The 20,956-nt window shown below is 45.6% G+C and carries 15 protein-coding genes; 11 read left to right on the plus strand and 4 right to left on the minus strand.

The genetic code is table 11. The features are described from left to right. Positions 1-11 precede the first annotated feature (11 nt). Both Q1A08_RS12730 and Q1A08_RS12735 read right to left on the minus strand, forming a co-directional pair. Positions 12-1,118: an S-(hydroxymethyl)glutathione dehydrogenase/class III alcohol dehydrogenase gene (locus tag Q1A08_RS12730; RefSeq protein ID WP_299773470.1), complete on the minus strand. Its 1,107-nt coding sequence runs from the start codon at positions 1,116-1,118 to the stop codon at positions 12-14. Positions 1,119-1,265: 147 nt separating this feature from the next. Further along, positions 1,266-1,568 carry a cytochrome c gene (locus Q1A08_RS12735; RefSeq protein ID WP_299773472.1) on the minus strand — a complete coding sequence of 101 codons (303 nt, stop codon included), beginning with the start codon at positions 1,566-1,568 and terminating at the stop codon, positions 1,266-1,268. A gap of 508 nt (positions 1,569-2,076) precedes the next feature. Between Q1A08_RS12735 and Q1A08_RS12740 the strand changes: the two genes are divergently transcribed. The 4 genes from Q1A08_RS12740 (at position 2,077) to Q1A08_RS12755 (ending at position 7,552) form a co-directional block, all read left to right on the plus strand. Then, positions 2,077-2,643: an RNA polymerase sigma factor gene (locus Q1A08_RS12740; protein ID WP_299773474.1), complete on the plus strand. Its 567-nt coding sequence runs from the start codon at positions 2,077-2,079 to the stop codon at positions 2,641-2,643. A 268-nt stretch (positions 2,644-2,911) separates the two neighbouring features. Beyond that, positions 2,912-3,889: a FecR domain-containing protein gene (locus Q1A08_RS12745; RefSeq protein ID WP_299773476.1), complete on the plus strand. Its 978-nt coding sequence runs from the start codon at positions 2,912-2,914 to the stop codon at positions 3,887-3,889. Between the two features lie 179 nt (positions 3,890-4,068). Continuing rightward, positions 4,069-7,014: a TonB-dependent receptor gene (locus Q1A08_RS12750; protein WP_299773478.1), complete on the plus strand. Its 2,946-nt coding sequence runs from the start codon at positions 4,069-4,071 to the stop codon at positions 7,012-7,014. 61 nt (positions 7,015-7,075) lie between these two features. Continuing rightward, positions 7,076-7,552: a hypothetical protein gene (locus tag Q1A08_RS12755; RefSeq protein ID WP_299773480.1), complete on the plus strand. Its 477-nt coding sequence runs from the start codon at positions 7,076-7,078 to the stop codon at positions 7,550-7,552. A gap of 164 nt (positions 7,553-7,716) precedes the next feature. On the opposite strand, the gene Q1A08_RS12760 is transcribed toward Q1A08_RS12755, so the two are convergent. Beyond that, complete coding sequence (locus Q1A08_RS12760) at positions 7,717-10,602, minus strand: TonB-dependent receptor (RefSeq protein WP_299773482.1); 2,886 nt, start codon at positions 10,600-10,602, stop codon at positions 7,717-7,719. 534 nt (positions 10,603-11,136) lie between these two features. Here Q1A08_RS12760 and Q1A08_RS12765 point away from each other — a divergent pair. From Q1A08_RS12765 to Q1A08_RS12775, 3 genes are all read left to right on the plus strand, one after another. Next, complete coding sequence (locus tag Q1A08_RS12765) at positions 11,137-11,430, plus strand: hypothetical protein (RefSeq protein WP_299773484.1); 294 nt, start codon at positions 11,137-11,139, stop codon at positions 11,428-11,430. A gap of 323 nt (positions 11,431-11,753) precedes the next feature. Continuing rightward, positions 11,754-12,041: a hypothetical protein gene (locus tag Q1A08_RS12770; RefSeq protein ID WP_299773486.1), complete on the plus strand. Its 288-nt coding sequence runs from the start codon at positions 11,754-11,756 to the stop codon at positions 12,039-12,041. Between the two features lie 190 nt (positions 12,042-12,231). Beyond that, entirely contained in the window at positions 12,232-12,492 is a 261-nt protein-coding gene (locus Q1A08_RS12775; RefSeq protein WP_299773488.1) for a hypothetical protein, read from the plus strand. A 69-nt stretch (positions 12,493-12,561) separates the two neighbouring features. On the opposite strand, the gene Q1A08_RS12780 is transcribed toward Q1A08_RS12775, so the two are convergent. Beyond that, entirely contained in the window at positions 12,562-13,944 is a 1,383-nt protein-coding gene (locus Q1A08_RS12780; protein WP_299773490.1) for a hypothetical protein, read from the minus strand. 374 nt (positions 13,945-14,318) lie between these two features. Here Q1A08_RS12780 and Q1A08_RS12785 point away from each other — a divergent pair, with 374 nt between their 5' ends. The 4 genes from Q1A08_RS12785 (at position 14,319) to Q1A08_RS12800 (ending at position 20,870) form a co-directional block, all read left to right on the plus strand. Continuing rightward, positions 14,319-15,362 carry a dipeptide epimerase gene (locus Q1A08_RS12785; RefSeq protein ID WP_299773492.1) on the plus strand — a complete coding sequence of 348 codons (1,044 nt, stop codon included), beginning with the start codon at positions 14,319-14,321 and terminating at the stop codon, positions 15,360-15,362. 103 nt (positions 15,363-15,465) lie between these two features. Beyond that, entirely contained in the window at positions 15,466-16,488 is a 1,023-nt protein-coding gene (locus Q1A08_RS12790; RefSeq protein ID WP_299773494.1) for a helix-turn-helix transcriptional regulator, read from the plus strand. Between the two features lie 139 nt (positions 16,489-16,627). Then, positions 16,628-18,841 (plus strand): TonB-dependent receptor, encoded by a 2,214-nt coding sequence (locus Q1A08_RS12795; RefSeq protein WP_299773496.1) that lies wholly within the window; start codon positions 16,628-16,630, stop codon positions 18,839-18,841. Positions 18,842-18,992: 151 nt separating this feature from the next. Next, on the plus strand, positions 18,993-20,870 hold the full coding sequence (locus tag Q1A08_RS12800; RefSeq protein ID WP_299773498.1) for a serine hydrolase: 1,878 nt from the start codon (positions 18,993-18,995) through the stop codon (positions 20,868-20,870). Positions 20,871-20,956 lie beyond the last annotated feature (86 nt).

The following is a 20,956-nucleotide window of genomic DNA, read 5'->3' on the forward strand; positions in this document are numbered from 1 at the left end:
TCACTAACGCCTTAGTAGAGAATAACTGAACGAATACTTTCGCCTTTATGCATTAAATCAAAGGCTTTATTAATATCGTCTAGCGGCATGGTATGAGTAATCATATCGTCGATGTTAATTTTGCCATCCATATACCAGTCAACAATTTTAGGTACATCAGTACGACCGCGAGCGCCACCAAAAGCCGTCCCCTTCCAAGAGCGACCAGTTACCAACTGGAATGGACGTGTAGAGATTTCCTGACCAGCACCGGCAACACCAATAATATAAGATTCACCCCAACCTTTATGGCAGCACTCCAAGGCTTGGCGCATGGTATTTACATTACCGATACACTCAAAGGAATAATCCGCACCGCCACCAGTTAGTTGAATAATATGATCCACCACATTTTCAACATCTCTCGGATTAATAAAATCCGTCATGCCAAATTGCGCGGCTAACTTTGCTTTCTCAGGATTAAGATCAACACCAATAATTTTATTGGCGCCCACCATCTTCGCACCTTGAATAACATTCAAACCAATGCCACCCAAACCAAACACTACGACGTTAGCACCCGGCTCGACCTTCGCATCAAAAGCAACAGCGCCAACGCCTGTAGTAACACCACAACCGATATAACAAATTTTCTCAAAAGGCGCGTCTTCACGAACCTTCGCCACAGCGATTTCTGGTAGTACGGTGTAATTAGAAAAGGTAGAGCAACCCATATAGTGCAAAATAGGCTGGCCATCTAAAGAGAAACGGCTGCTGCCATCCGGCATTAAACCTTGACCTTGAGTTTCGCGAATGGATTGACAGAGATTGGTTTTAGGATGCAAACAGAACTTACACTGACGGCACTCTGGCGTGTATAAAGGAATAACATGATCACCCGGCTTTACGCTAGTAACACCAGCACCTACATCGACAACAACTCCAGCACCTTCATGACCAAGAATCGCTGGGAATGCACCTTCAGGGTCATCGCCTGACAATGTAAAAGCATCGGTATGACAGACACCGGTTGCTTTAATTTCAACCAGCACTTCACCGGCCTGTGGGCCCTGTAAATCAACATCCACAACTTGCAGGTCTTGCCCTGCTGCAAACGCCACGGCTGCACGTGTTTTCATCGCTAATCCTTACATCAATTATCATCAAAAGCTGACTATAGATGACTTAGCGGGAAATAACACTAGAGGGGAATTAAAATGTGTTTTAAAACACAGAGACGGAAAGAATGGAAAGGAAGTTGGCGGGCTTGCACCCGCCAAGGTAGCTTACTTCAAGCTGGCGTAATAAGCCGCCAAGTTTGCCATATCGGCATCAGACAACATCGCCGCCTGTGCTTTCATTACAGGATCTGGGCGCTTGCCAGATTTAAAGTCTTTCATTTGCTTTAGTAAGTACTGTTCTTTTTGCCCCGCCAAATTTGGGTACAAAGGAATTGCACTAACACCATTGGCTCCGTGGCAAGCTGCGCATATCGCGGCTTTTGCCTTACCTGCCGCTGGATCAGCAGACATAGCCAGTGGCGCTACAGACATGGTGGCACCTAATACAACTAGGGCTAATTTCTTCATGGATTACACTCCGTTTATCAGACATATCACGTTGGGTACTTCTTAAAGGTACTACTCATTTTTAGATATGCGGTTCCAGCCAAAGCCTGCCGCAATTATTAGTAATCATGCATATTCAGTATAACGAGCTAGCCTGAATGGTAACATGCTGGCCACTTCGAGAGGATAAGTTCAAAGCTTTGCCCAAAACCCCTATCGAGAGCTGCCCATAACTATAGTAAATTTAGACAAATTGCAGAGATTTGACCCACCGCAAAGTGACGACAATTAAAAGCCTAATTAATAGCGCTAATCTGCCCAACTGCTGTAGAGCCTAGGCTTTGCTTTTGCTATGATGGCTCGATAGGCCAATAATAAACATGCGCAAATCCCCACCATTTAGCGCAAACTTTAAACAACAGGCCAGCACCGCCAAAAGCGGGAAGAATAAGAGTAAAGAATGTACAGATTGAATTGGCGTACGGCCAAGCAATCCTTATTATTCAAGACCTATATTTGCTAGGGATTAATGAGTAACAACAACAAAAGCAATAGCTCCGAAGGCAAGTGTCCAGAAAAAAACAAAACTATTCTGGAACAGTTGTTTAACGAACATGCTCCGGGCTTGGTTAGATTTCTTGCCCGTAAAACGCGCAACCAAGAAGACGCTGAAGATATTGCTCAGGGGGCCTTCTTGCGCATTCAAAAACTCGAAAACCTCGATAAACTCGACAACCCTCGCGCCTACCTCTACCAAACCGCCTCTAATCTAGCTATCGACCAGCTGCGTCGTGCCAAGCTGCATCGCGGTTATCTGCAGAGCGAAACCCCGACTGCGCCGGAAATCGAAGAGTCTTCAGGCAACTATGTTGATCAAGCCACCCCAGAAAGGCTGCTTTCAGCGAAGGAAGAGCTCGTTCAAATCGAAGAAACCATTTCCGATCTACCCTTCAAGGCTCGCCAAGCCTTCTTGCTTCATCGCACCAAGGGCTTAGCTTATAGCGATATCGCCAAAGAAATGGGCGTCTCGGTAAGCTCCGTTGAAAAGTATATCTTGCTCGCCTTGCGACAATGCCACCAAGCTTTAAAGCACTAAACTTCCCCCCAAATCTGCCGTTAGTCTCACCGTTAATCCGACTCACCGAGAAAATTCAATTTTTTTGAATTTAATAATGCGGAAACTGTCATATTAACCGTCTAAGCTATGTATAAACCGGAACAATTGGGAATACAAAAAAACGAATGCCAAATTTTATTTTGCGCTTCAGCATAATTACCAATTTTTTCACCTTGATATTTGAAAATTAGAACCAGTTACGCGACATTCAGCCAAAAACGAAAGTTTTATGTTGCAAGGAACGACAGTGACCCCCGAACACAGCAGTGCCGCTAGCGGTGCTTTAGACCAAAAGCTGCTTGACCAAGCCGCTTACTGGATAGTCAGACTACGCTCTGACCGCTGTGCCCTGTCCGATAAAAAAGAATTTTCAAATTGGCTGGAAAGTGACCCTCAACACGCCAACGCTTTCGACCAAGTACTAGATACCTGGCAGACCAGCGCCCACGTTAGCAATGAGCCCGAACAAAATCATCGCTCAAGCCAATGGCAGTATATTAGCGCCATGGCAGCCACCGTATTAGTGGCTGTAGCGGCCATACTGTGGCAATCAAACAAAGACGCCAATATCTACCAACAGAGTTTCAGTACCCAAGCTGGCGAGTTTGCTCAAGTTGAGCTTCCTGATGGCTCCGTTATTGAGCTGAACACCAATTCCAAGATTGACGTGCATTTCGATGATAAGGCACGCCATATCACTCTATACCAAGGTGAAGCCTACTTCGACATCAATAGCGATAATCAGCGCAGCCTAGACGTCGATCTTGGTGATGCTACCGTTAGCGTATTGGGCACAGAGTTCAACATCCGTAAAAAGAGCGATAACAGCCATATTATTGTGACCGAAGGCCGCGTGAAGGTAAGCGAAAAAACCGGCCACGAGCAGATCGCCGGAGACAAAGCTGTACTAAACCAAGGCCAGCAGATCAGCGTATTCAAGCGTACCGGCCTAGGCCTGGTAATGCCGAAGCAGAACAGCCAAGATATTAACTGGCGTGCACGCACCCTAGTATTTCAAGAGACCAACTTGCAACAGGCGCTTGAAGAGCTAAATCGCTACCTAAAACAACCCGTTGATACCAGCGATGAAAGCCTGCAGTATTCAAAGGTTTCAGGCACATTTAGCCTTGATGAGCCCGATACCACGCTTTCTGCCCTTATCGAAACCTTCTCTATAGAGCAGGAACAAGGTAACGACGGCAAGACTCGCCTGTTTATTAAATAACCCCCCTCACCCCCCGCTTAAGTAATATTTCGCGACAAATTTGAGCTATCGCCTCAATTCAGTTATAAATGTGCAATTGTTCTTACTTTTGTATACAAAATAACAAGGTTCAACCGGCCTATTTAGACAAAATATCAGCCGCGATGGACCACAAACGCTGAATTAACGAGCACCAAGTTTTGCATAAGCTTTCATTGCAATGGCCCGCCCTTATTGCCGCCAGCATTGCTTCTAGCTATCCGCTAGAACTCGCCGCGGAGGCTCCCGCTCGCCAAGCGCAAAGTCAGCAAGAAAGCTCAATCACCCTAGACATCCCAGCTCAAAGCTTAGCTCGCAGCCTAATTCAATTAGGCAAAAGCCAAAATATCAGCATTGTATTCCCAACCCAGCTGCTAAACGGCAAGCAAGGCCCTGCAATCAAAGGCCAGTTCAGTATAAATGGCGCCCTAAATGCTCTATTAAAGGAAAGCGGCATCGAACACTTAGCCTTAAGCCCAAAGGTTATTCGCCTTAAGGCCAGCGGCGAAATTGAGCAAGCCAATGAAGCGCCATTTCAATATGGCCCCATGGAAGAGATCTCTGTTATTGGCCGCCCCTTGACCGGAAGCCGACTAAAGCGACACGATCTAAACGGCAGCGCCCCAGTTGATATCATTTCAGCCCCCCAAATTGCCGAGCTCGGAGTTCAGTCCGTTGGTGAACTACTAAAATTTATGCCTGCCGTATCTGGCAACTCCACATCCACCTCCATAGGCAATGGCGGTGATGGCACGGCGACAGTTACCTTAAGAGGACTACCCGCCAGCAACACTCTTGTATTAATTAATGGGCATCGAATCGCCAATAGCGGGTTTGCCGGCGAAGCCGTTGATTTAAACAGCATCTCTACAGATAGTATTGAGCGCATCGAGATTCTTAAAGGTGGCGGCTCAGCAGTATACGGCTCAGACGCCATTGCGGGCGTAGTTAATATTAACCTCAAAAAGGAATATAGCGGCGCTAGTTTTAATCAGTATTACGGACAAAGCAGCCGAGGGGGTCTGGGCAGCTTAAATAGCAACCTAACTCTTGGAAAAGATTTTGATAAAGGCAATGCGCTGCTGATACTTTCGCATCAACAACGCGACCCAATCTTTAGCCGAGACCGTGAGCTTTCTGCCAGCGCCGATGGCCGCCCGTTCGGCGGCAGCGATAGCCGATCGAGCGCCACCCCTGGCGGTCGATTCACATTGAGCGACGGCAGTGTAGTAACTTACGATAAACAACTTGAGGATTTTAGACCGGCCACCTCAGAAGATTTGTATAACTTTGCTGAGCAAACATCAGCCGTTTCAGAATCGTCCCAAGATGCTATTTACGGCTTTGCAAATTGGCAACTCAGCGACCAAATTGAACTTGCTATTGACCTCGCCTATACCCGCAGTAAAGCCGAAGCAACCTTAGCCTCTACCCCAATCTTTACGGCGTTCAGCCAAGAAGATGCCACCATATCGAAAGACAATATTTACAACCCATTTGGTGAAGACATTAGCGATGCACGATATCGCGCACTTGAAGCTGGCCCCCGCCTACAAAACGATGATTCAAAGAGTTATCGAAGCAACCTACAGCTTGATGGCAACTGGCAGCAGCTAAACTGGTCTACCCAATGGAACTGGAGCCGCAATGAGTCAAGCGAGACGCTGACAGGAATCTTCGACGGCGCCCGTCTACAAAGAGCGCTAGGCCCAAGCTCACAGTGCCAAGGCGCTAATATTGATGGCTGCGTGCCACTCGATTTATTTTCTGGCAATATCCCACAAGATCAGATCGGTTATATACGCACACAATCTTCAGCTTCAGGCTTTACTGAGCTCAATGAATTTTCCGCAACCCTTAGCGGCAACTTGAATATTAGCCCAGCCGGAACAAGCCAAGCCTTAGGCGGACTCAGTTATCGCACAGAAAAAACAAAATTCTTATCTGAAAATAGCGAGAGCTTTTTTGTTGGCGGCAGCGTATTGGGAGATACCGCAGGCGAGCGCCAAGTAAAAGAAGCCTTTTTTGAACTGTTTGTTCCCCTGGCCAAACCCAGCAAATGGGTAAATATGCTGGATATAGAGTTCGCCGTTCGCCACTCGTCCTTTAGTGATTTCGGGAAAAACACTTCACCCAAAACCGGCATTCGCTATCGACCAAATAATGACATTTTATTTAGAGCCAGTTACGCAGAAGGCTTTAGAGCCCCCAGCCTGCAAGAGCTGCACGCGGGCCGCACAGCATCGTTTTTAACCCTAAACGATCCATGCTCCAACCCTGATAACATTGCCACATTACCTGGCTGCCAACAAACTTCAGACCCAAGCTTGAATCAATTCTTAACCTTAAAGAAAGGCAACACCGAATTGAAAGCTGAGCTGGCCGACACTAGCACAATTGGTTTTGTCTGGACTCCAAGAGCAATCTCAAAGCTATTTCTCAGTATCGATTACTTCGACATTAGCCAACGTAACGTTGTAGATTCAAGCGCCCAGTTTATTATTAATCAGAACGCTCAATTCGCTCATTTTTCAGATTTAATTGAGCGTGATAGCGCAGGCAATATCCGACAAGTCATTGCCCCCAATTTAAACATTGGCCGACGCAATATCGGCGGACTGGATATCCAGCTGCACTACCGCACCCTCCCAATGCTTGGCGGGCATGTTGACCTTTCGCTAAACGCCGCACACATTTATCGTTATCAAGAACAGATTAGCCCAGAACAAAGTAGCGAAAACTTAGCAGGCACCTTTAGAGACGAAGCCTCAGAAGGCAATGGCGCACTACCCAAATGGAAAGTAAGCACCGGAATCCGCTATAAGAAATCTCGCTGGCAGCTCAACTACAATATTCATTATGTAAGCCCGGTTGAAGAGGTCCTAATGGACAGCCAGGAATTTCGCAAGACCGCCAGCTGGCTAAACCAGAATCTTCAATTCAGTTACGACTTCAGTCAAAAAATGCGCCTAAGCCTAGGGGTGGATAATATCTTCGATCAAAGCCCACCATTTTTTGACTCCGCTTTTCTCGATAACCACGACGCGCGCACCTATGATATCAAGGGTCGTTTTTGGTACACTCGGTTCAATTATCATTTTATGTAATAAGAAACTTATCCTGCGATAAGCACTCAAACCTCTATCAATAATACTGGACCAACCGACCATGAAAATAACGAAATCTTTGTTAGGTACTGCTATATGTGCAGGCGCACTCTTAGCAGGAAACAGCTATGCCAGCGATGACTTCCCTGGTGTTAAGAAATTGATGGACGAAAACGAGTTTAAGCAGAGCGGTTTAGATAAGCTTAGCGAAATAGAAATCAAAGCCTTAAACAAATGGCTAATTAAATATACCGCTCAAGATTCAAGCCTGATCCGTCAAAATGTTAAAGCTGTACAAGAAGAGTCAAAAACAGAGATTCGCAGTCGAATTAAAGGAACTTTCAAGGGCTGGAAAGGCAACACCAAATTCTATTTGGAAAATGGTCAGGTTTGGCAACAGCGGAACCAGAAAAGTGGAACACGCTGGGTGGCAAATATGGAAAACCCAGAAGTACTTATCAGCACTAATTTCTTTGGCCTGCAAGTACTGACAATAATAGATAAAGACAAGAGCACAAAAGTTAAGCGCATTCGCTAGTTAATAACATATCTTGGGCTGAATCCTCAGCCCAAAGCTCCCTCGCCATACAAAAGCCCCAAGCAACAACCTTACCCATCTCTCTAAAAAACATTTTTTGCGAGCATAAAAAAAGCCGCAAGCAAGCTTGCGGCTTTTTCTAGCTAAGCTAACTAATCAAAAGATTAGAAAGACATGCTAGCACCCAAGAAGATGTAACGACCTAGAGCGTCGTAAGTACCTGGGAAGGTGTTACCGTTACCGAAGATAGATGGACCACCGTCAGCGAACGGAGGCTCACGATCCAGAACATTCTGAACACCAGCACGGAAGGTAACTTCTTCATTCATCTGGTAGATAGCACCTAGATCCCAGTAGTTACGCTCGCCCAAGTCTTGCTGACCATCGCCTTTAGCTTCAATTTCGCCGATGTGACGAACAGTTGAAGATAGGCTTAGATCCCAAGGAGTGTGCCAAGTTACACGCAAGTTGTTCTTGAACTCGTGAGTTGGGCTACCACAAGCACCACCCCAAGCACCTTCACAACTTTCGATACCAGCACCAGGGTATTCTTCCTGGTCATAGGCCATTACGTAGTTACCATTGTTCATGATAGATACGGAGCCCATGTCAGCAACGTCGAATTCATATTCAAAAGTGAAATCTACACCTTCAGTTTCAATGAAGCCGATATTGATATCAGTCGCTACAATATTATCGTTACCCAACCAAAGCGTACCAGAAACAGGGCCACGATTAACCAAGCTACAGAATTGTTGCGCGCCGGTCTCCAAACACTGGTTCAAAGTTGTTTCTGCAGAAATCGCTTCAATCGCATCAGTAACTTCGATGTTGTAGTAATCTACAGTTACAGTCAAACCATCTACAAATTCAGGAGTCCAGATGAAACCGTATGATACTGTTTCAGAACTTTCAGGTTTTAGATTTGGGTTACCACCAGCTAGTTGGTTGTACTGACCAGCAGGAGAATCGGCAATGGTGCCGTATTGAGCCGCCGTTACACCAGTTCTCGCACACTGCTCAAGAGTTGCAGTTGGGTTGGCGCCTGCACATGGGTCAGAAGCCATGTCATACAAGCCAATAGACTGAGGACGGAATAATTCACGGATATTAGCGTGACGAACCGCTTTCTGGAAGCTACCACGTACTTTAAAGTCAGTAGTTGGCGCCCAACCTAGAGCAATTTTGTAGGTATCAGTATCAACATCAGTAGAGTAGTCAGAGTAACGATAACCTAGATCAACAGTTAGCTCTTCAGCAAACTCACGACCTTCAACTAGAGGAATAGAAACCTCACCGTAGATCTCCTTAACTTCGAAACCACCCTCAACAGCTGGAATCGGACCACCCTGACCGGCGCCATCACCGCTCTGGTAGTTCAGGTCTGGGTTGTAATCTAGATTATCTTTACGATATTCCAGACCTACCGCTACCTGGATACCATTATCAGCTGCCGGCATCTTGATATCGTAGTCACCTAGGTCACCAGTAACAAATGCAGAGATAACTTTCTGATCGGTAGTACCGCGATCAAATAGTGGAATCTGCAAATAATTGATTTGCGCATCAGTTACGCCACCGGTTTGGAAGACGTTCCAAGGCACACAGTTTGGATCAGAGCCGTCTACAACAGAACGACATACGATGTTACCATCGTCATCACGCACCGCATCTAGAGCACGACCGATGCGAGTAGTAGACAATTCGTTGTTATAAGTACCCTCGTAAGAAACTTCAGAGTACGAGTAGTACATGTCGTATGACCAAGTTTCGTTCAGGTCACCACGAACACCGAATACACCACGGAAAGAGGTGTGACGAATATCTTGGTTACGGAAACCGCCTTCTACGTTACGACGACCGATAAACAAGTTCTGAGTATCGTCACGGGTCAAACCATCAGCCGCACACACTGCCTGGAACTGCTGCTCAGACATCAACGGGTTACCACACGGTAGAGTGTTGGTTACAAAGAAAGCACCGGAAGGAGCGATCTGAGCATTAGTCTGATCGTCCATGAAGTTCAACTCGGCGTAGAACTCAGCCTTGTCATTCAATTCATAACGAGCGAAAACACCAGCAGTGTAGCGCTCATCTGGGCGCTGATAGAAGTTTGCTGGAGCGTAGTTGTACAACAGACCATCACGTGGAACGAACTCGTTGCCCTGAGTGATGAAGTCGAAGCTGTTACCGTTTACCGCGGTACCGAAGTCAGTAAAACGACCTGTAGGTAGAGTCGAAGAACCGCCACAACGAGTTAGCGCACCATTCAATGCACAGTTAGAGTAGTCACGGTTTTCTTGTTTAATTTGATCGATCTCACGGTAAGTAGCGTAAGCAGTTACATTACCTTTACCGTCGTCGAAGTTACCGCCAATGATCAAAGAAAAGTCATCAGTATGGCCATCTGAAATGCTGCCAGAAGGAGCTGTAAAGCCGTTAGCGGCGTTCAAGCCCTGCATATAAGCATTGTCATTGTCGTGCTGGTAGAAGCTGTGCTGATAATCAACCTGCACACCTTCAAAATCGTCAACCATGATAAAGTTAGCAACACCAGCAATCGCGTCAGAGCCGTAGGTAGAAGACGCACCACCAGTCAACATTTCTACACGCTTAATCAAAGCAGCTGGGATTTGGTTCAAGTCAGAACCGGTACCGCCACCTACTGGAGAACCCGCTGGCAAACGACGACCGTTAACCAATACCAAGGTACGCACGGTACCCAAGTTACGCAGGTTAAGAGTTGCTGTACCAGTTGCGCCATTCGCGTCACCAGAACTGTTAGAAGCCGCTACCTGAGGTAGGTCGTTTAACAGGTCTTCCACACGGGTAATACCACCAACCTGAATGTCCTCAGCACCGATCTGAGTTACAGGGCTGGAGCTTACCAAGTTCGCTTTTTGAATACGCGAACCAGTTACCATTACTTCTTCAAGCTCTTGTGCAGCGTCGCCAGACTCTTGCGCGTACACAGCGCCAGGCATAATCAGAGCAGCGGCAGAAAAGCCGATCGCGCTCTTAACTGCAGATGAAAGCAGTGTTTTCTTCATGTGTGCATCCCCTCAATGGATTTTTATCATGATGCTTTTTCTAAGATTTGGCGGCAGGAAAACCGCCGTCACGATATAAACGAAGGTATGGGGTCCCCCCTCAACAAAATATGTAAAAAAATGAATTAATTAGCATAAAAAGTGGGAACTTTGCATAAAACTGACATACACGTCGCTTTTTTGAACAAATTCAACCGAGAGAGAAAGGCTTTAAGCGCCAAATCTTTACAAACCTCCTATTTCATCTTCCGTTTAAAATAGCTAACACCTATTAGAGGTCTCCGCCCCATTAATAAAAGCAAATTCAAATATTCGCCGACCCATTTGTATAGTTATTGAACTGCTCAGAGATTCATAACAACGTTAATACTTCTCGCAGTCACTTTTATGCACAAAAATGCATAATCTTTAGCAAACGGTTTGCACGACATTCACCCTGAGAGCGCGAGCGTTTTTCACGCTCAACACGTCTAGAATTAGTGCGAGAAAATAAATCATTAAATAATCGATCGAGCATCAAGAGGAATTATAAAAATGAAGTCTTTTACTAAGTTAGGAGTTAGCATCTTAAGCGCCTCATTGTTGAGTTTAGGAACCGCATCCATGAGCCATGCGGCTGAGGCAAAAGATACAGCGAAAGATGACAACCGCAGAGTCTGCAAAAAGTATCGCCCGACCGGTACAAGAATTGCCAAAAAAACCTGTATGACCAAACGCCAATGGGCTGAGCTTAAGCGCCGCGCCCAAGAAGCAGCCCGCACTGGCCAGCGCTTAGGTGGCCATCAGAATATGGAAAATCCATTGCACCCTGGCTCAGGCAGAAACTAAGCAACCATATAAAGGGTGGAAGGTTAACAGCCCCACCCTTTTACTACTAACACCCAGCTTCTGGCATGCCATTCAGTGCAGTCACTACATCACAATAGCGAAACAAAAGCGCTCGCTTTTCGGCAACTTTCCCAACCGGTTCCGTCAATAATTAAAGTCCCCGCCATCTTCTCTGGCACAAAAAACAATTTATGCTTGCAGAAAAGCAAACCCCATAGTCCCGGCACTATTCAACTCTGTATATTCCAGTACTCCGACCGCTTGCTTGATCCCATCAGGACAATCGAACAAGCCAAACTCTGCTGTTAATACAAGGAACTGCTATGCCAGTAAAGACCATAAAAACAAGTTTGCTCGCCGTAATTACCTTAGCGCTCTTTAGCTTCTCACTTGTCAGCTATGCCAATTCAAGCGACGAGGAAAATGCTAAAAACGACAAAAAAATCGTTTGTAAAAAGTATCGTCCAACGGGGACAAGAATCGCCAAGAAAACCTGCATGTCAAAACGCGGATGGAAAGAATTAAAGCGTCGAGCACAAGAAGCTGCAAAAACCAGCCAAAGGCTTTCTTATCAGTTTAACAGGGAAGAACCTCGAAGCAGAGGCAACTAACTCGCACCTTAATTCTCACTTTTTAAGTCAATAGTTCCCAATAAACCGCCTCACTAATTTTAGTAGTGCGGTTTATTTTCTTGGCATTTCTTCTAATATTGGATAAGGTTGCACCCTTAGACTGAGTTATGTCTTTCATAACCTAAATCTAATGTATGCCGTGATAACAATGTTAACTAGGAGCTCTATTGTGAAATTACTTAAAACTTCTTTGATCCCAATGATCGCCATCGCGGCGTTGGCGACGTCCCCAGTACATGCTGCTGACGACGAAGCAAAGGCTGAAAAAGCAAATAAAAAGATTTGTAAAAAATATCGCCCGACAGGTACCCGTATTGCAAAGAAAACTTGCATGAGCCAGAAAGCTTGGGACGAGTTAAAGCGTCGCGCTCAAGAAGCTGCTCGTACTTCGCAGCGTTTGAGTGGCCACCAGGGTCGTGAGAGCGGTTAATACCTAGCTCCTTGAATTGCCGCCTAATTTAGGCGGCAATTTCTTACCAACTAAGAATCTTCTCTCAACTTAGTTATCTCTTCTCCAAGTTTCATTTTTCAGCCGTTGCAAGCGAATAGCTATCTGTTCCTTCCTTTCCTCGCTTAAGCTATTCCACCAATCACTTACAAATTCACTATTGTGTTTAGAGAGCCGTCCTTGCCGTGCATTTGCTGCAGCGAGAAAGTTCGAGAAATCGTCTGTATCTAGCCCTGCTTGCAAAAAACTTAAAACCAAATTTAATTGCAAATCTAACATGGCTTCAGCCTCTGTCTCCCCTGCTAGAATTCGAGCAAGCAGCCCTGGCAACAAAAGGCTCGCGTCACTAAATGCAAAGTGGTGACTCCCCTTTACAATATATGAGTAGAGATTTTTTTCACGCCCAGCATGGGCAAACCGCTGCTCAGAAAAATCGTTATATAGCAGCTCTGTATTTACAGGAAGTTCTGGTTCGCTTTGTTGCTGCAAACGATGAACATCATGAGCTAAGTGTAGTGTAGGAACAGTAGGTGCAGAATTTATACCAAGGAAGTGAGAATCCGCCCCATCCAGATTTATAGTCACAGCGCAACGCTTGCTCAGCCGACAAGCCGCAACCGCTGTACTGCCACCAAAGGACATCCCAGTAAATGCTATCTTGTCATAACGTCCTCGACTTGCGACTGCTCGCACACGTGCTGGCAGCTCCCCTTCAACGAGGTAATCCGCAACAAATAACTGGTCAGCAACCCACTGCGGTGCACTACGCGTCAATTTAGAATCGCTGGCTGCATAAGCACGCTCTATATACTGCATAAAAAAATCGAAGCGTTTATTTATATCTATTTCGCTATAAGCCTTTTTACGAAGTGCCTGAATTTCCCCCTGCAATTGATTCTGCTCTGGTATATAAGCCTCAAGTAACTCGCCAGAAGAAAATTCTACAGCGGCCGCATCGTAGGGGTGATGAATGCTAAAAACCAAATACCCCTCACTCGCAAGAGATTCCAAAAGAGCTGTGCTTTGCCACATGTAGGAGTACAGACCATGACTGAAAATAACCACCGGCAATTGCTGTTTATCAATGACGGGAGCATTCTCCACGCTATTCGTAGTTACACGGCTAAAATGGCTAAAGATCCCACCTGGCAATGACATTAACTTAGCCATGCCAGCCATAGTTCCGGAAACTTCGGATTCACTGGCATAGGAGCGCTTGGCTCTATTCCCAGCATTTTTCGCGGGGTACCACATTCTTAGCCGCAGTTTTCGATCTTCACAGCTTTTTTTCTGACACAAAAGCTCAGGACGGCCATGATCCGTCAATTCGAAATCAGTAACCCCTACAGCATAGCGGCCTGTTGGTTCAGGTAATGGATCTACCGGAAACTGCCAGGGTATATAAGCGGCTACGAGAAATAGTAGGAGCAACATTCCATTCGCCAAATTGAAAAGCTTGGGGAATCTACCTACCGCCCGGTGAAACTTCTTCCTTAGCGCCACTATTATCAAGCACAAAAGCGAGCCATACAGCAAAAACTGCCCGTGCCAACGTAAGTCCAGAAAAATAAAAAGTGAAGCCGCTACAAGGAACCATTTAACACTCCCTTTTCCCTTGAAAGGTGGCAAGAAACCCAGCAAGCAAAAAAGCAACAAGCAAGTCGACGCGACCACCTCATTCAACAACATAAACCCAACCCTGAAAGCCATTCAAATTATCGCAGTTTAAATCAACAGTATATTTGCACCAAGCTACGAGCAACATCGAAAGCGCCAGTCCTGCTTCGATGTCGTTTTTCATTGTCACTTTGACAGCGGCTTTATTGTTCTCACTGCTCATACTTCGCAATTTAAATATGAGTAAGTATTTAGCTATGGAATTTAAGTACCATTTTCACAAACGTAGACTCCGACAAGCTCTTTTAATTAATGATTATAAATTTGAACATGTCGACACATTAGAGGTTGAGCTGTCAGTAGACGGTTACTTCGGCAAAGGGGAAGCAGCGGGCGTCTATTATCTCAATGATAACCGTGATCATATGGAATCTCAGTTGGTCCAAGTGCAGCAAGCTATTCAGGAAGGTGTTGATTCTCAAAGCTTGCAAGAACTACTAACAGCAGGCGGAGCCAGAAACGCAATCGATTGCGCACTTTGGGATTTAAGCTGCAAGCGTGACGGCAAAGATATTTGGCAAAAATTAAAACTTGTACCTAAAAGATTACATACAGCTTTTACAATTGGGTTAAATACCCCCGAAGTCATGGCCGAACAAGCCATTAAAGCGAATGGCTTTCAACGCTTGAAATTAAAACTCAACAATCAACAAGTGATAGAAAGGCTAGCCGCTGTACATCGAGCCAGGCCTGATGCAGAACTTATACTCGATATCAATCAAGGTTGGAATGAAGATGAACTTATTGACTTACTTCCACAGCTTAAATCCTACGGCGTTGCTCTACTCGAGCAACCACTTGCAAGGGGGGCTGATGAGTTCTTAAAAGGCTTAGATAGCGACATTGCTATCGCTGCGGACGAATCATGCCTCGATTTGAAGGACTACCATCACATTAAAGAACGCTATGATGTCATCAATATTAAACTGGATAAATGTGGCGGCTTTAGCGAAGCTTTAAATCTGGTTAAACAAGCAAGAGCTGATGGCAAACAGCTCATGGTGGGAAATATGATCGGCAGTTCATTAGCCATGGCGCCTGCCTACGTGATAGGTCAATATTGCCAATTCATTGACATTGACGGCCCCCTACTCCTCCAAAACGACTGCCGAAATGCTATGCGATTCCACAAAACCGGATTATGCGAAGCCCCAACAGCTGCTTTATGGGGCTAGAGGATCGCAATTTTACGATCTGCATATTTAAATTTCTTAAAAGCACAGTTACATTGTTTGATTATGTGTAACCTCGTCGCTTTGCTGCTAAGAAGTATAATTTATGCAACAACATATTCGCAGAGAAATTTCCGACGCATTTGCCTCTTCAAAAGACGCCAGCTTGCAGGAAATGATTCGGGAAAACACACTGGAAATTGAGGCTGAGGAGTTTTTCCCCGGTGGTCATATCACCCGCTATCATGTACACAATCAAGCTTTGTATGGCCGGCAGGAAATCGTTCAAATCAATCGTGACTTTTCAGTTATAACCAGCAATATTGAAGCGACCAAAGCCTCTCAAACTAGTTACAGCGGCGCTGGCTGGCTGGCGTTGCAGCTTTGTGTAGCCGGTGAATATGAAGTTTCTATTAATAAACAAAACCCACAGATTCTTAAGGCTGGTGATTGTCGATTAGATATATTTAGCAAACGCGGTACCTTAAATCGCTACCAGCAAGGGGGCAGCCGCTATCGCAATGTTGCGCTATATATGAGCTTAGAGTCCTTCAAGCAACACCTAAACGTTGGCCAGCACGCCGAGCGCATGCTAGAACAGCTGTTTCAAGAAGAGCTTATTCACCCACACGCCTCCAGCACATTCGAAGCTTCTAAATCTCTTATGATCTCCGCCAATGAGCTTTCGGAATTTGGCCGCTTTGGGGGGCTACGGCCCGCCTATATTAAGGCTAAGGCCATCGAGTTTATGGTTTATGCGGCGAATTTTGCCCGCTGGCAAGGCCGTGGAGTTTCAGGCTTGAGAAGTCGAGCGAAGCTATCTCGCAGCGTCGACATTGCCCAACAAACTAAAGCTATCATTGATCGAGAGTATTCCATGGCTCATACCATCGATGAATTGGCTCAACGAATTGGCACCAATAGGACCACCTTGAGCCAATCATTCAGGGCAGAATTTCAAGAAACACCGATGCAATATAGGCGACGTCTCAGGCTCGAAGTGGCTAAACAAATGCTGCAGTATCATGAAGGCTCGGTGGGAGAAGTTGCCGAGCACGTAGGCTATGCTGATGCCTCTTGTTTCATACGGGCTTTTAGAGACTACTATGGCGAAACCCCTGGCAGTTGACCATTCCGCAATTAACCTCTTATTTGTTTAGTTCACGATTTATTTTTACTCTTCGCAAATTTTTTTTGCTTCAAATTCTTCATGCTACACGCCCTAAAATAATCTAAAACACTAAAAATTCTGTAGCAGGAGAATACCCATGATCCCCAAGTATGCCCAAGCTGCCTTATTGTCGTTGAGCGGCTTAAGTAGCAGCCAGGTCGCCATTGCCAACACTCAAGAAAAATCGGTTCAACTTGAAGAAATTGTAGTTACCGCAAGCCGACGCGAGGAGAACTTACAAGATGTTGCTGCTTCCGTTGCCTCTATTGACCCACAAGCGCTTCAAGCTCAAGGTTTCAATGAGCTACAGGATATTATCGAGTACACCCCGGGCGTCAACTGGGAAGACGGTGGAGGCCGAGGTGTCGGAACCATAACCATGAGAGGAATTCCTCAATCAGGAGCCATTCGAACGGTGGGTATTTATGTCGACGATACCCCCTTAATAAGCGCAAGCGGTTTTAGTGGAGCTGCTGGGGGCACGATCGATGCCTCCTTGATCGATTTAAGCCGTATAGAAGTTATTAAAGGCCCTCAGGGAACCTTGTATGGCGCTTCTTCGGTGGGAGGTATGATTCGCTACATTAGCCGTGCGCCTTCTTTACATGAAGTGCGAGGGGAATTCAGTGTGGACCTTTCACATAATAAAGGTCCAGGCAGCCATAATACTATCGTAAGCGGCCGATTGAGTGGCCCAATCATTAAAGACTCCCTGGGCGCTACCCTGTCGGTTTTTCAGGCAGATGATGCTGGTTTTACGCAAGTTGTAGCTGCTGAGAACGGAAACCCACTACGTAAACGCGCTGATCAAGCTCAAAGCAAAGGCGTTTCAGTTGATCTGCTTTGGGAAGTTAATGAATCAGCCCAGATTAAATTTAAGTACCTAAAGCAAGAAGGCGAAAGTGATTTACTCAGTAGCGTTACTCTATTACCGGGCACGGACACACCGGCCTTTGCACATTACAGCACAATCAATCAGCCACTACCTTTGCAAAGTGAGACCAAAATCAGCTCCGTCAGCTTTGATTATAATTTTGAGTGGGGACAATTGAACTCCGTCAGCAGTCTTTCGGATCGCAGTGTATTCGTCAACCTCGATCGTAGTGCTCAGCTAGCACCGGTAAACGATGCTATCTATGGCCTTAGCCCTGGGAGTACTGAGAGCGTCATCACAATTTCAAATCAAGACATGCAACGTTTTGTGCAAGAGATTCGTCTAAGTTCCCAGCAAAATCAAAGCTTCGAGTGGATCTTAGGCTTATTTTATATGAATGAAGATAGCGGTAATCGACAACAAGCGATACCGGAGCCTTACCTAGGTACAGGGCTCTTTGATGTTAGTTTCCCTTCCGCGTACGAAGAGTTGGCATTTTTTGGTGATGCAACTTGGTATTTTAACGAAGACCTTGATGTCACTTTGGGCTTACGCTATAGCGATCATGAAACGGAAATGGAAAATATTAGCAGTGGTCCACTGACCGGGCCGGGACAAGACCTAAGCCAATTTAGCGATCAAACGGTAACTTATTTGGCTACTATACGCTATCGCCCTAGCGAACAACTTTCGGTTTATACGCGAGTTGCCAGTGGATATCGCCCTATATCAGCCAACCTTGCACTTTTAAATCCAGCGACAGGCGAAAACTTAGCTCAAACCTTTGTTGAATCCGATGAGATTTGGTCCTACGAGTTAGGCTTCAAGGGTTTCAATCACGATGCCAGCCTGCAATATGAGCTCTCGCTGTGGTATTCCGATTGGGATAACTTTCAAACTCGCTTTGCTTTTAATGGCGTGTCTGTAGGCGCGAACGCTCAAGGTCGCTTGATGGCAAAAGGGGTAGACTTCAATTTATCGCAGCAATTATTCGAGCGATTAAATCTACAGCTAGGAATTAGCTATAGCGATAGTTACCTAAGTGATGACGAACCCGGCCTTGGTGGAATAGCCGGAGAACGTTATCCAGGACAAGCCTTATGGAGTAGCTCCATTCAATTGGCATATGAACTCGGTGACCTCCAAGGTTGGCAGGCTAATCTTCTTTTTGCTGGGCGATATATTGGTCAACTTGACTCGAGCTTTTCTCGTTCAAGCACACAACAATCTATCGAAGTAGATGCTTATACTGTAGTAGATAGCAGTCTAAGCCTTGAAAAAGAATCACATCAACTCAGTTTTTATATGAACAATCTTCTCGATACGCAGTCAATAATGAACCGTACGGATACGATATCTGGCAATGGAGCCCTATCATCCTCGGCCATTTTTACCTCACCAAGAACGGTGGGCTTGAGGTATCGCTACCGGTTTTAAGCTTCACAGAATACATACTCTCCGGCGTTGTTTTGCCGGTCCCCCCGTAAGGGGGGTCTTTTTCCCCAAATGTACTAGTATCTGCAGAGCTAAAAACCAATACAGAGCTGCGATCAACAGCGGCAACGATATTTACCCTGAGATTTCCAATATGCCAGCAGTTATCCGAAACCTTTTAATACTGTCTCTAAGCCTGTTCTCTCAAGTCTCCTTCAGTAAAACTATCGAAAATTCTGAGAGCCTAGAAAGCTACATTGACGGCCTAGTGCTTAACGCAATGAAAAAACACCACAGCCCCTCAGGGGTGGTAGCAATCTACAAAGATGGTGTTCCATTAATTAGCAAAGGCTATGGCTGGCAACAATTTGCCAATGCCGACAACAAAGGCATTACTATAGATGTTAAACGCAGCTTATTTCGGCCGGGCTCTATCTCTAAACTCTTTACTTGGGTAGCCGTGATGCAGATGGTAGAACGGGGAAAACTCGATCTCGACACTGACGTCAATCAATATCTGCACCAATTCAAACTGAAAAACAGCTGGCCCGGGCAAGCGATAAGTCTGCGGCATATAATGACTCACACTACTGGGCTAGAAGATGGTGCTCTTGGCTATCTAATTTTGGATCAGGAAGAGTTTGTATTGCCCCTAGCCGAAGCGCTGGAAAAATACCAGCCAGAACGAATTAACCCTCCTGGTAAACATACTGCTTATTCAAACTGGGCCACAGCTTTGGCAGGCTTAATCGTGGCCAACGTTAGCGGCTTAAGCTTCGAAGATTATGTTCAGCGCCACATCTTTGATGTACTTGGGATGAAATACGCGACCTTTATAGAACCTCCACAAGCTCCACTCGATAAACATATAGTGCAGGCTTACAAGTGGTCTGCTGGTGGGTATAAGCCCACCCCCTATGAAAGAATTGCCAGTTTTGCACCAGCTGGGTCAGCAGCCATTTCTGCAGAAGATATTATTCGCTTTGCTTCAGCCCTACTTAATGGCGGGGAATTCAATGGCCGGCGTATTCTGGAGCAAGAAACCCTGGCGCAAATGATATCTGAAGGTTTCAGTCATGACCCCAGAACTCGAGGAATGGGACTTGGATTTATCAAAAGGCGATTTGGAAATGACAAGCTAAAAATCTTTGGTCACGAAGGCGCCAGCGCATGGTTTTATTCCCATTTAGGTATTTCCAAACAAGAAAAGCTAATCGTATTTGCCAGTTTCAGCGGAGCTGGTGGCCGGCAGGTATACCAAACCTTTCTTTCTGAGTTTTATTCACATTACTTTACCGCCCCAAACTCAACTCCTGAGTACCAATCACTAGCAATCGATAAGCTGCAAGAGTATCAGGGGGATTATCTCCCCTGGCGGGCGAGTTTCAGTAAAGTTGAAGCCTTACTTCGTGTACTAAACGGCCGCACCATAGAAGCAATAACAGCCCAACAGCAGTCTTATCTATTATATCGTGACAAACGCTATCAAATGGTCGATAAAGATTTATTTCAAGAGCTGGGCGGCTATGGGCGTATTGCTTTTCAACGTGATAGCGCTGGAAAAATAGATAATATGGTCGAGGATGGTAAAGCCTACACCCAGTACTATAAAGCCTCGTTCTTTGAAAGCAAGACAACGGTATTACTGTGCCTGATTATTATCCCAATGCTATCTTTGGCTATTCTAATCCACCTTTTATATCGACGCGGCCAATTACTAAAAATTTCTGGGGCTCTATTTTACAGCCAGCTTAGCTGGTCAGCTTTTACATTGCTGTTTTTCATAATGATGACACTGTCCTTGCTAAGCCTACCCACCATCGTCAACGGCTTCCCCAGCTCAATTACCTTGGCCTTGTTTTTGCCAATACTTTCAAGCTTCTCAGGCGCAGTTCTAATACTCGGGCTTGTGCAAGATCTTTATAAAAGAAAACCTCAGTATCCCTCAGCTTGGTTTACCATGGTACTAGCCCTTTTTACGTTGGCCTTCTATTACTACTGGAATCTGCTAGGTTTCAACTACTTTGGCTAAAAGAAGCTATTAAACTCGAATCCTTACAAATAAAAAGGCCAGTGAAGTATAAATACTACACTGGCCTTTATCTTGCTTTTCTGCTT

Source organism: uncultured Pseudoteredinibacter sp., assembly GCF_947500695.1.
Taxonomy (GTDB): Bacteria; Pseudomonadota; Gammaproteobacteria; order Pseudomonadales; family Cellvibrionaceae; genus Pseudoteredinibacter.